General features: G+C 72.0%; 9 protein-coding genes and 1 pseudogene. 5 read left to right on the top strand and 5 right to left on the bottom strand.

What is annotated here, in order from left to right; genetic code table 11:
- Nucleotides 1–156: 156 nt before the first annotated feature.
- From EAO71_RS04385 to EAO71_RS04375, 3 genes are all read left to right on the top strand, one after another.
- The gene (locus EAO71_RS04385) at nt 157–1,488 is read left to right on the top strand and encodes a GAF domain-containing protein (RefSeq protein WP_261991996.1); all 1,332 of its coding nucleotides are present in this window, start codon (nt 157–159) and stop codon (nt 1,486–1,488) included.
- A gap of 45 nt (nt 1,489–1,533) precedes the next feature.
- The gene (gene exaC, locus EAO71_RS04380) at nt 1,534–3,057 is read left to right on the top strand and encodes an acetaldehyde dehydrogenase ExaC (RefSeq protein WP_147976445.1); all 1,524 of its coding nucleotides are present in this window, start codon (nt 1,534–1,536) and stop codon (nt 3,055–3,057) included.
- Between the two features lie 317 nt (nt 3,058–3,374).
- Complete coding sequence (locus EAO71_RS04375; protein WP_261992001.1) at nt 3,375–3,914, top strand: SMI1/KNR4 family protein; 540 nt, start codon at nt 3,375–3,377, stop codon at nt 3,912–3,914.
- Nucleotides 3,915–3,980: 66 nt separating this feature from the next.
- Here the strand turns inward: EAO71_RS04375 and EAO71_RS38530 are convergent, their stop codons facing one another.
- Complete coding sequence (locus EAO71_RS38530) at nt 3,981–4,292, bottom strand: hypothetical protein (RefSeq protein ID WP_261992002.1); 312 nt, start codon at nt 4,290–4,292, stop codon at nt 3,981–3,983.
- Between EAO71_RS38530 and EAO71_RS04370 the strand changes: the two genes are divergently transcribed.
- Nucleotides 4,180–5,358 (top strand): MFS transporter, encoded by a 1,179-nt coding sequence (locus EAO71_RS04370; RefSeq protein WP_261991995.1) that lies wholly within the window; start codon nt 4,180–4,182, stop codon nt 5,356–5,358. The two genes, EAO71_RS38530 and EAO71_RS04370, sit on opposite strands and share 113 nt — an antisense overlap.
- Nucleotides 5,359–5,360: 2 nt before the next feature.
- On the opposite strand, the gene EAO71_RS04365 is transcribed toward EAO71_RS04370, so the two are convergent.
- The 3 genes and pseudogenes from EAO71_RS04365 to EAO71_RS39895 form a co-directional block, all read right to left on the bottom strand.
- Complete coding sequence (locus EAO71_RS04365; RefSeq protein ID WP_147976442.1) at nt 5,361–7,013, bottom strand: sodium/solute symporter; 1,653 nt, start codon at nt 7,011–7,013, stop codon at nt 5,361–5,363.
- Nucleotides 7,010–7,228 (bottom strand): hypothetical protein, encoded by a 219-nt coding sequence (locus tag EAO71_RS04360; RefSeq protein ID WP_261991994.1) that lies wholly within the window; start codon nt 7,226–7,228, stop codon nt 7,010–7,012. The genes EAO71_RS04365 and EAO71_RS04360 overlap by 4 nt, the downstream gene beginning before the upstream one ends.
- A gap of 305 nt (nt 7,229–7,533) precedes the next feature.
- A pseudogene (locus EAO71_RS39895) lies at nt 7,534–7,658 on the bottom strand (enoyl-CoA hydratase/isomerase family protein); the annotation flags it as partial.
- Nucleotides 7,659–8,173: 515 nt separating this feature from the next.
- On the opposite strand from EAO71_RS39895, the gene lanKC reads away from it, so the two are divergent.
- Nucleotides 8,174–10,783 (top strand): class III lanthionine synthetase LanKC, encoded by a 2,610-nt coding sequence (gene lanKC, locus EAO71_RS04355; protein ID WP_147976441.1) that lies wholly within the window; start codon nt 8,174–8,176, stop codon nt 10,781–10,783.
- Between the two features lie 590 nt (nt 10,784–11,373).
- On the opposite strand, the gene EAO71_RS04350 is transcribed toward lanKC, so the two are convergent.
- A complete protein-coding gene (locus EAO71_RS04350) occupies nt 11,374–11,880 on the bottom strand; it encodes a methyltransferase (protein ID WP_410093951.1) in 507 nt (168 codons plus the stop codon).
- Between the last annotated feature and the right edge of the window lie 80 nt (nt 11,881–11,960).

Below are 11,960 nucleotides of genomic sequence, written 5' to 3'. Positions count from 1 at the left end.
GGTCGTCGGTCCCGTGCCGTCATCGTGGTCGGTGCGGGGCACCGGGGGTGCGGTCCGGTCAGGGCGCATATGCCGGGGCGTCCGGACGCTTGTGGGCGGCCCCCGCACCGACCACGATGACGGCACGGGACCGACGACCTCACCGGGGAGGCCGAGTTGAGCGATGCGTGGGTGGCGGCGGAACCGGACGCCGGAGCGGTGCGCAGGGCGCACGAGGCGTTCACGACGCGCGGCCGGATGGAGCTCCCGCCGGTGCGGCCACTCGTCGCCGAGTCCTGGCGCCGCTCGGCGCGGGCCCGGGTCAGCCCGGACGGACTCGCCGGCGTCGAGCTGGACGACGAGGAGCTCGCCGGACACCGGGAGGGCCATCCGCTGGCCGCCGCGATGCCGGTGATCCGGGAGCTGATGGGGGCGTACGCGACGGACGGGGAGCACCTGCTGGCGGTCTGCGACGCGTCGGGCCGGATGCTGTGGGTGGAGGGGCACCCGGGGACGCTGCGCCGGGCCCGGGCGATGAACTTCGTCGCCGGCGCCCGCTGGTCGGAGTCGGCGGCCGGGACGAACGCGCCGGGGACCGCGATCGCCGTGGACCGTCCGGTGCAGGTGTTCACCGCCGAGCACTTCCAGCGGCCGGTGCAGGCGTGGACCTGCGCCGCCGCTCCCGTGCACGACCCGCACACCGGGCGCCTGCTGGGCGCGGTGGACATCACCGGTGGGGACCGGCTGGGCCATCCGCACAGCCTGGCGTTCGTGCAGGCGGTGGCGCGGGCCGCGGAGTCCCAGCTGGCGCTGGCGGGACCCGCTCCGGCGGCGGACCGGATCCGGCTCGCCGCGCTCGGCCGGGACGAGGCGGTGCTGACGACGGCGGGCCGCAGAGTGCGGCTGAGCCGCCGGCACAGCGAGATCCTGGTGGTGCTCGCCCACCACCCGGAGGGAGTGAGCGGGGACGAACTCCTGGTGCGGCTGTACGAGGACGAGTCGATCACCCCGGTCACGCTGCGCGCCGAACTGTCGCGGCTGCGGGGGCTGCTCGGCCCGGAGCTGCTGCGTTCCCGCCCCTACCGGCTGGCGGCGGCGGTGGACGCGGACTTCGCGACGGTGGACCGGCGGCTGCGTTCGGGCGCGCTCGCGGCGGCGCTCGGCGAGTACGCGGGGCCGCTGCTGCCCGGCTCCCACGCGCCCGGGGTCGTACGGCTGCGGGAGCGGCTGACGGACCGGCTGCGGGCGGCGCTGCTGGACCGCGGCGACCCGGCGCTGCTCGCCGACTGGACGTACAGCGCCTGGGGCGAGGACGACGTGGAGATGTGGCGGGCCCTGTCGGCGGCGGTTCCGGCGGCGCAGCGACCGCCCGTACTGGCCCGGCTGACCGCGCTGGACGAGGAACTCTCCCGAGGCGCGGACGGCCTGGCGGGCCCGGCCGGCCTCGCGGGCGTCCCCGTCGGCGGCGCAACGCGGTTGCAACGTGGGGGTCCCCAGACTCGGCGGTGAGCGCCGGCCAGGGACGGCCGGCGCGGTCCGAGGGAGGCCCTGTCCATGACCCGTTACGCCGCACCCGGTACCGAGGGCGCGATCATGTCGTACCAGTCCCGCTACGACCACTGGATCGGCGGTGAGTTCGTCGCCCCGGCCCTCGGCCGGTACTTCGAGAACCCGAGCCCGGTCGACGGCCGTCCCTTCACCGAGGTCGCGCGCGGCACCGCCGAGGACGTCGAGCGGGCCCTGGACGCGGCCCACGCGGCGGCCCCGGCGTGGGGCCGTACGTCCCCGACCGAGCGGTCCAACGTCCTGCTGCGGATCGCCGACCGGATGGAGGCGCACCTGGAGGAACTGGCGGTCGCCGAGAGCTGGGAGAACGGCAAGCCGGTACGCGAGACGCTGGCTGCGGACATCCCGCTCGCCGTCGACCACTTCCGCTACTTCGCGGGGGCGCTGCGCGGCCAGGAGGGCGCCCTGAGCGAGATCGACGACGACACCGTCGCGTACCACTTCCACGAGCCGCTCGGCGTGGTGGCACAGATCATCCCGTGGAACTTCCCGATCCTGATGGCGGTCTGGAAGCTGGCCCCGGCGCTGGCGGCCGGCAACGCGCTGGTCCTGAAGCCGGCCGAACAGACCCCGGTGTCCGTCCACTTCTGGATGAGCCTGATCGCGGACCTGCTGCCGCCGGGCGTGGTCAACATCGTCAACGGCTTCGGCGCGGAGGCGGGCAAGCCGCTGGCGTCCTCGCCGCGCGTCGCGAAGATCGCCTTCACCGGGGAGACCACGACGGGGCGGCTGATCATGCAGTACGCCTCGGAGAACATCAAGCCGGTGACGCTGGAGCTGGGCGGCAAGTCGCCGAACATCTTCTTCGACGACGTGTGGGCGGCGGACGACGACTTCCGCGACAAGGCCCTCGAAGGCTTCACCATGTTCGCGCTCAACCAGGGCGAGGTGTGCACCTGCCCGTCCCGGGCCCTGGTCCAGCGCGGCCACTACGGCGAGTTCCTGGAGGCGGCGGTCGTCCGCACGGAGAAGATCGTGCCCGGCCACCCCCTGGACACCGACACGATGATCGGCGCCCAGGCCTCCAACGACCAGCTCCAGAAGATCCTTTCGTACCTGGACATCGGCCAGCAGGAGGGCGCCAAGATCCTCACCGGCGGCAGCCGAGTCGAGTACGACGGCGAGCTGGCGGGCGGCTACTACGTGCAGCCGACGATCTTCGAGGGCGACAACCGCATGCGGGTCTTCCAGGAGGAGATCTTCGGCCCGGTCGTCGCGGTCACCTCCTTCACGGACTTCGACGACGCGATCGCCACGGCGAACGACACGCTCTACGGCCTCGGCGCGGGCGTGTGGACGCGCGACGCCAACACCGCGTACCGCGCGGGTCGCGCGATCCAGGCGGGCCGCGTCTGGACGAACTGCTACCACGCCTATCCGGCACACGCGGCGTTCGGCGGCTACAAGCAGTCGGGCATCGGCCGCGAGACGCACAAGATGATGCTCGACCACTACCAGCAGACGAAGAACCTGCTGGTGAGCTACTCGCCGAAGAGGCTCGGGTTCTTCTAGGGGTACACAGAGAGGCGCCTGACCTGGGCTTTTGCCCGGGTCAGGCGCCTTCTTGGAGCGCACGACCCTTCCCAAGGAGGAGGTGTCGAGATACTCCTCCGACGAGCTCGAAGCGCGGACGAGCGGGACCGGCCCCGCGCTTCGGGGCGGAAGATGGTCGTGGGGAGGGATGGAACGCACGCTCGAAGTACCATCCCTGCAAGGTTCTCCGGCCGGCACTTCCCAACCTCCGCAGGGGTCACGTCGGACGGAGGCATCCCGGTGGAGAGGGCAGAGGGCAGAGGGCGATGAGTGTGGCCGGGAGTTGGTCGTGTGTGATGAGTCTTCTTCGGGAGCACGCGCCGGCCGATCACGCGGATCTGCCAGGGCCCGCCACGGAGCAGATGCTCGCGGCAGCCGAGGAACGGATGGGTGTCTCCCTGCACGGGGACCTGCGGACGTGGCTGTTGCAGAACAGTCTGGATCTGCCGGAGGAAGACGTCGACGACGACGTGGCGTGCTGCGGCTTCGACGGGTTCCCCGACGAGGGAAGCTTCTTTCTGGGCATCCGGGCGATGGAGAGGCTCTACGCGAACCGATCCATGCCCGGTGGATTCGACCCTCCGGACCGGCCTGACAACCCGTTCTGGCGTAACGAGTGGATCCCGTTCCTGTCGGACCAGGACGGCTGGATGGGAAAGTTCGTCGATGTGAGGGACGGGCGCGTCGGCAGATGGTTCGTGGGTGAGCCCACGGTCACAGGCGAGTACGCATCGATGGCCCGGTATTTCGACTCCGTGGCGGAGACGCTGACGAGGATCGCCGATGGAAGTCACCGGGTCTGTCGGTTCACCGAAGGCCGACTGGTCTGGTCGTGAGACGGTTCCCGACTGGATGACGGCCATCGCCGATCCGTCCTCACCCTGGAACGGCAGTGAGATGCATCAGCGTTGACGGGGTCGGTTGTTGACGTCGGGATTCTGCCAGAAGGTGGTGCCCGGTCCTGCTGCACTGGAGGTCGCACTCTCCAGTGATGTCAAACTCAGGACGGGATTCATGTCCACAGCAACCGCCCCTTCTGTCCGATCTCCCGCATCGCCTGACCGCTCGCCTTTCGTCTCCTGGCTGGCCGTCATTTCGGTCATGCTGGGAATCTTCTCCATCGTCACGACCGAAATTCTTCCGATCGGCCTCCTCACGTCGATCGGATCGAGTTTCACCATTTCGGACGGAATGGCTGGTCTGATGATGACCATGCCGGGATTCCTCGCCGCGGTCTCGGCCCCGGTGGTCACGGTGGCCACAGGACGTGTCGACCGGCGGGTCATGCTGGGCGTGTTCCTCCTTCTGCTGTCGCTGGCCAACTTCCTTGCCTCCGCCGCGTCGAGCTACTGGCTGGTCCTGATCTCCCGCGTCATGGTGGGCGTCACCATCGGCGGCTTCTGGTCCATCGGGGCCGGACTCGCCGGTCAGCTGGTTCCCGCGGCGTCCGTGGGGCGCGCGACCTCGGTGATCTTCTCCGCCGTACCGCTCGGCTCCGTACTCGGAGTGCCGCTGGGCACGTTCATCGGTGACATCGCGGGATGGCGGACGGCGTTCCTCGTCATGGGCGGCTTCACGCTGGCCGTCCTCGTGCTGCTTCTCGCAGTCGTCCCGCCCCTCCCTTCGGACCAGGCGACGCGCCTCGATGTCCTCGGCGGCATGCTCCGGAGGGTCAACACCCGCTTCGCCCTGGTCATGACCTTCCTCGTCGTGCTCGCCCACTTCGGCACGTACACGTACATCACCCCGTTCCTGGAGCAGATCACCCACGTCGGTTCGGGTCTCGTCACGGTCTACCTGCTCATCTACGGAGCGGCCGGAGTCGCCGGCAACTTCCTCGGCGGATCCACGGTGGGACGCCATCCGCGGTCCACCTTCGCCACGGCGGCGGCCCTGATCGCGGCCGCGATCCTGCTCCTGCCCGTCCTCGGGCGGTCGGACGCCGGCGCGGTGGCGCTGCTCGTCGTGTGGGGCGCCGCCTACGGCGCCGTCCCGGTCTGCTCCCAGACGTGGTTCTCGAAGGCCGCCCCCGACTCCCCCGAGGCGTCCTCCGTCCTGTTCACCGCCTCCTTCCAGGCCACCATCTCCATCGGGGCCCTGGTCGGAGGAGCCGTCCTCGACCGTTCCTCGCCCTCCACCGTCATGGTGCTGGGCGGGCTGGCAGCCGTCTTCGTGGTCCTCGCGGCCTGGGCTCACTGGGCGGGAAGGTTCAGGTGGCCGGAGACCTCTAGCCCCGCCGCGACCGGGGCGGCGCTGGATCGCGGGCGCCGACTGCCGTGAGGTCACGCGGACCGGTCGTGCTCCGTGACCTGAGGTTCCCGTCGAGTCCTCGGCCGTCCCGAACCGCCTTGCCCGCCTTTCCCGTCCTGCCTTCCCACGACGCTGCCCAGCCAGCCGAACAGAAAGCCGGCGGGAATCGACACGAGGACGACCGTCTCCAGCGGGAACCAGTCGAGGTGCCACTCCGGGAAGAGCGCCGAGGGGGTGCCTGAGAAGACGGGGCTGGAGACCTGGAGTCCGCCGGTGCAGCCCAGGCCCCCGTACAGCGTCCAGAGCAGCCCGGATCGGGTGTAGCCGCTCCAGAAGAGGGAGTACACCAGCGCCGGAAGCAGGCAGGAGGCAGCCACCGCCAGGGACAGCGTCGTCAGGAACAGGACGTTCCATCCCTGCACCCAGACGGCCAGCAGGATGCTCAGGATTCCGACCCCGGCAGACGCCAGGCGGGCGGCCGCCACCTCCCGGCCCTCGGTCGTGCGCCCACGGCGCAGGGCCTGCGTGTACAGGTCGTGGGCGATCGCCCCCGCGGCCGCCAGGGTGATGCTCGCCACGGCGGCCAGCGTGGTGAGGAACACGGCACAGGACACCAGGACGACGAGCAGGGCCCCGTTCGTGTGGGTCGAGGAGCCGCCCGCCAGTTCGCCGGTGAGCAGCAGCAGGGTGCTGTTGGCGCCGGGGTCCGCGGTCAGGATCGCCGGTGCGCCGACCAACGCCGCGCCCGCGAAGCCCATCAACGCAACGGCGATGCAGAACGCGCCGACGATGCCGATCGTGTGCCGCACCGTGCGTCGCGCGGTGGCCCCGTCGGAAGCCGTGCCGAGTTGCATGGCGACGTGCGGCAGGCACGCCACTCCCAGCACGACGGTGATCACCAGGCCGATGAAGTCGAGTGTGCCCTCGAGGTCGTTGCTCGCGGCGAAGCGGAGGCCGGGACGCAGGTAGCCGGCGGGCCGGCCGCTGCCCTGTCCGGCGGCGTCGATCAAGGCATCGGCGCTCCAGTGAAAGCGATGGAGCAGTACCGCTGCCACCGTCAGGGCGGCGCCGAGCAGTACCAACGTCTTCATCAGCTGAATGACGACCGCGCCGCGCATGCCGCCGAACACCGTGGCGCAGACGACCAGTGCGCCGATCATGACGATGGCCGTCTTCTCGGGTCCGGGCCCGGTCACTCCCAGCAGCGCCGTGGTGGTCACGCCCGCGCCGGAGAGCTGCACGACCAGAACCGGGACGCACACGCTCAAGGTCACGACGGCGGCCGCGATCCTCGCCCCCGGCCCGGGAGCCCGCAGGGCGAACGTGTCGCCCAGCGTGTAGCCGGCGTGCTCGCGCAGGGGACCAGCCAGCAGCAGGAGCACGCCGAGTGACAGCACGGTGCACAGGGCGACGAACAGCCCGTCGTAGCCGAAGACCGCGACACTTCCCGTGGTGCCGAGCACCACGGCCGCGGGCAGGTAGACGCCGGACAGGACGAGGGCCCCGCGCAGGGGCTTCAGCCTGCGGCCCGCTGTGTAGAAGTCGTTGATCCGGTCTCTCTCGGGGCCGCTGAGGACGCAGACGAACAGGATGGGGATGACGAGCGCCAGAAAGCCCACCAGGACGAAGACCTGTGTGTCGCTGTCGAGGGCGCCGGTCGCGGCCGGCAGGATCAGCGGGCTCATCTGCTCTCCTCCCCGTCCTCCTGCGGAGCCGGGCGTCCGTCCGCGCGGCGGTCGTACCGTGCCGCCGTCCACACCAGCAGGGAGCCCTGGAAGAGCAGGGCCAGCACGCCGATGGTGGTCTCCCCCCAGACGCGGGTGGCCATCAACTCGGCTGCGGAGCAGGCGAGCAGCACGTGCAGGGCGAAGGCCGATCCGTTGACCAGGGCGAAGGCCACGCCCGGGCGGTGAGGCCGTGGACGATGATGAAGGCGGGGGGCGTGCGGGTGGGTCATGGCGGTCTCCGTACGTTGTCGGGTGCGGCCCGGGAGGATCGGCCGTGGCTGAGGGCGGCTCGGCTCGTGCGACTCGGATGGCTCGGATGGCTCGGATGGCTCGGATGGCTCGGGTGGCTCGGTGGTGGTCGACCGGTCGCTGATCCCTCCTTGCCGACCGCGCACCGCACCGACCCGGTCGCCGCCCGGGTACGGATGATCCGAATGATCCGTGGGCTCTGCGACCTGGTCACCGGGCGTCCTCCCTGCCCTGGAGCGGTGGCTTTCCCCGTGGCGGCGGTCACCAGGGCGCGCGGCCGCCGGGGTGGAAGCGGTTCTCGCCGTCTCCGGGCTCGAGGACGATCACGTGGTCCTGGTGGTCAAGCGCGGGCATGGCGGCTCCCTCGGAGTGGGTGGGGATCGCGGCGTCGACAGGTCAAGGCCGCGGCGCGGCCGTGCGGTTCAGCGGTCAGTGCCGTCCGGCGTGACGCGGACAATAACGGAACTGGCAGTCACGTATCTAGAGAGAGGACCCTTCGGCTTCCGGCGTTCGAGTGCACGCGCTCGTTCCACGACCGCCGGAGGTCCGTCACCAACGCCTACGCCGCAGGGGAAACAGAACTCCGGGCACGAGTACGGTCCCCGGGGCGCCACGACCGGCAACCGGAGTTCTTCCAGAGCAGTGAAGTCCGTTGCCCGGGAGGGCTGTTACCTGCCGACGACAGCTTCCGCGCCGGGCGCACCGTGCAAGCGGCCGGCCGCCATGAGCGACACGCGTCCGTCACCTCGTCGCGGGCGACCCTGCCCGATACCGGTCGTATGCCGGTGACGAACCGCTTCCATACCCGCAGGTCCTAGCGTCCGGCACAGCCGTCATGGCCGCCCACGACCCCCCTGCGAGGAGAATCCGTGCTCGAAGGCTTCGGTGAAGCGCTCGCGGACCGGGAGTACTTCCTGCCGCTGCCCAGCGTGGCCGACCCCGGGCCGCGCTTCGCTCCCGGCGACGTGCCGCCGGGCCTGCGCGGCGCCGCCCAGGGCATCTGGACGGTCTGGGGAAGCCCACGGACCGGGCTCGCCGCGCAGGGCTGGAAGATCCACGTGTCGGCGCGGCTGGACCGGGCGCAGCACGTGCTCGACACGGTCGCCGGGATCTGCTTCTCCGAAGGCGTGCCGTTCAAGCACCTGAGCGCCCGGCTCTTCTTCCTGTTCCTCCATCACAAACACGCCGGGCGGGCCCAGTCGGGCAAGTTCTGCGCCGTCTACCCGCCGGACACGGCGACCGCCCGCCGACTGCTGGAACGCCTGCGCGACGCGCTCGACGGGGAGGAGGGACCGTACGTCCTCACCGACCGGCGCTTTCGCGACTCGCGGACGGTCCACTACCGCTACGGCGCCTTCGGTGCCCGCAGCCGGCTGCGCGCCGACGGCACCCGGGAAGGGCTGGTCCGCGACGGCTCCGGCCGCGAGGTCGCGGACCTGCGGCTGCCCGCCTTTCACCTGCCCGAGGGGATCGCGGACCCCTTCGTCGAGCAGGAGGAGCGGCCGCACGTGGGCCCGATCCTGATCCGCGACTACGAGGTGACCCGCGCGGTGCGCCTGAGCAACGCCGGCGGCACCTACCAGGCCCGGGACCGGCGGACCGGCCGCACCGTATTCGTCAAGGAGGCTCGGGCCCACAACGGCCTGGTCTTCGACGGGACGGACGCGCAGCAGCGGCTGCGGCACGAGTACGGCGTGCTGCGCGAACTGCACGAGGCCGCCCCCGGGGTGGGCCCGGAGCCGCTGGACCACTTCACGGAGTGGGAACACGACTTCCTCGTCACCGAGCACGTTGCCGGACAGCCGCTGGTGGGCTGGCTGAGCAGGTCCTCCCCGCTGGCCCGCGCCGACCGCACGGCCGAGTCCGTCGCCGCGTACTACGCGGCGTGCCGGCAGCTGCTGGCCGCACTGGACGCCTCGCTGGAGCGGCTGCACGCCGCCGGCTACCGGTTCGGCGACCTCAGCCTGGGCAACGTCATGGTCCTGCCGTCGGGCGGGGTCCGGCTGGTCGACTTCGAGGCGGCCTCGGCCCTGACCGAGGCACCCTCCGGGATGGGCACTCCGGGGTTCACGCCGCCGCCCGGCGTGCTCCGGGCCGACCCCGATCCGCTGCTGCACGACCGGTACGGCATGTCGGCAGTCGCCTTCGCCTTCCTGGCGCCGTTCAACGAGATCGCCCAACACGCGCCCGCCAACCTCGTACTGCTGCGCCGCGACCTGGCGGACGTGGCTCCTCCGCAGGACCTGTGGCAGCGGGCGACCGCCTTCCGTCCGACGGAGGACCGGACGGATGACCGGACGCAGGACCAGGACGATCCCGACGGCCTGCCCTCCCCCGCCGAGCCGGACACCGATCCGCGCGGCGGCCTCACCCGGCTGGCGGAGGAAGTGGCCGCGGGGCTGCTGGAGATGGCTGACGCCGACCGCCCGGAGTGGGCCTTCCCGCCCTCGCCCGAGGCGTTCCGGACCAACAACGTGTGCCTGGCCTACGGCACGGCCGGGGTGGTGCACGCCCTGCATCGCGCCGGGGCCGCGGTGCCGGAGGAGATCCGCGAACGGCTGCGCCGCGACACGCTGGCGCAGCGCGACGCGCTGCCCCCCGGGCTGCTCGTCGGCTCGGCCGGCGTCGCACGGGTACTGGCCGGCCTCGGCCTGCTGGACGAGGCCGTCGACCTGCTCCGGGACGCCGACGACCACGCGCTCACCGCCTCCTGCGGCACGCTGGCCGGCGGGCGGGCCGGGGTCGGCCTGGGCTGGCTCGCGCTGCACCGGCTGACCGGGGAGAGCAGCCATCTGGAGCGGGCCGCCGCGGCCGGGGAGCGCCTGCTGCGCACCCCCGACCTGTCGGCCACCCTCGGCGAGCACGACGCCCGCGGCCTGCTGCACGGCCGTTCGGGACTCGCCCTCTTCCTCCACCGCCTGGCCCGCGACACCGACGAGGCCCGCTACCTGGAGGCGGGCCGCATGCTGCTCCACCACGAGCTGGACCGGACCTTCCCGCTGGACGACGGCGCCCTGTCCATCTCCGACGACACGCGGCTCACCCGTGCCATGCCGTACCTGGCCACGGGCGCGGCCGGCGTCGCGGCGGTGCTCACCCACTACGTGGCCACCGCGCCGGACGAACGCTGCGCCGCGGCGCTGCCGAGGCTGGTGGCGGGCATCCGGGTCTCCTGCGTCACCAAGGAGGCCGGCCTGTACCGGGGTCTGGCCGGACTGACCTGGTGCCTGACCGGGCACGCCGAGCTCACCGGCACGGACGCGGCCCGCGGGGACGCCGTGCGCGCCGCGACCGGCCTGCTGAAGTACGCCGTCCCGTACCGGCGCGGTGTCCGCTTCCTCGGAGCGGGTTCGCAGCGGTTCACCGCCGACCTGTCCAGTGGCGGCGCCGGTGTTCTGCTGGCGCTCCACCGCCTGCTGGCCGGACCGCTCCTGACGGAGCGCCACCCTGCGCGTCCCCGGATCCCCGCAGTCCACTGACGGCACCGGGCGGGCGCCCCATGAACCCCTGGGCACGGCGGCAAGCGACTCCGTGCCCAGGTGTTGCAGTCACCGACCGACACAACCCGAGAAAAGGTGGTGAGCATCCATGAGTCAGATCCTCGCGCTCCAGACCCTGGACACCGAGCCGGAGGCCTGTTCCCTCCCTCCCTGCTTCAGCGTCGCCTGGAGCATGAGCGACATCTTCCCCGAGCCGATGTAACCGGCCGGCACCCGTGGAGGGCCGGGACCGGTGGTCTGCCACCGGTCCCGGCCCGGGTCGTGGGCGCCGTTCTCCGGTACAGGACCGCGTCCCTGCTGCACGGCGGCGCCCATGAGCGGCCCTGCGGCACCGAGTTCAGCGAGTCGCCCGCTCCCGCCCCGGCCCGAAGCCGGGCCGACGAGCCCTCAGCGACTCCTCACCATCGGCACGGTGAAGCCGACCTTCCTGCCGGAGTGGTGGTCGGTGTGGTCCCACACCGACAAGTGGGTCTCGCCGTCGTCGAGTCGGTTGCCTGGAGGGGGCGTCGCCCGGTCCGGGCACCCGATCGTCCGAGGCCGCCGGAGCCCCCTCCGGGTGGGCCGGCGCCTCAGGGCCGGCGGGCGTGGAGGGCGTGGGCGCCCAGGGCGAGCGGGGTGTGGCCGGCGAGTTCGAGGCCGTGGTCTTCGAGCAGCCGGGCGTAGTGGTCGGCCGTCCGCTCGCGTCCTCCGGTGTTGCACATCATGTGGAGGTCCCACGCGGTGGCGAGCGAGGGTGCGGCGTCGGCCGGAAGGAGGCGTTCGACGATGAGGAGGTCCGCGTGCCGGGGCATGGCGTCGGCGCAGTGCCGCAGGATGCTCCGGCAGCGGTCGTCGTCCCAGTCGTGCAGGACCCGGGAGAGGATGTAGACGTCGCCGTCCGCGGGTACGTCCGCGAAGTCTCCCGCCCGGTATCCGCACCGCTCGCCGACACCGGTGGCGGCAAGGTGGGCACGCGCCGCCGCGAGTACCTGAGGGCGTTCGAGGAGCACGCCGCGCAGGGTGGGATGGGCGGACGTCGCCGTCCGCGGGTACGTCCGCGAAGTCTCCCGCCCGGTATCCGCACCGCTCGCCGACACCGGTGGCGGCAAGGTGGGCACGCGCCGCCGCGAGTACCTGAGGGCGTTCGAGGAGCACGCCGCGCAGGGTGGGATGGGCG

It is taken from the genome of Streptomyces sp. MS191, from assembly GCF_008042125.1.
Taxonomy (GTDB): domain Bacteria; phylum Actinomycetota; class Actinomycetes; order Streptomycetales; family Streptomycetaceae; genus Streptomyces.
Note: the sequence above shows the minus strand (reverse complement) of the source record. Positions and strands in the feature narration are given on the sequence as shown.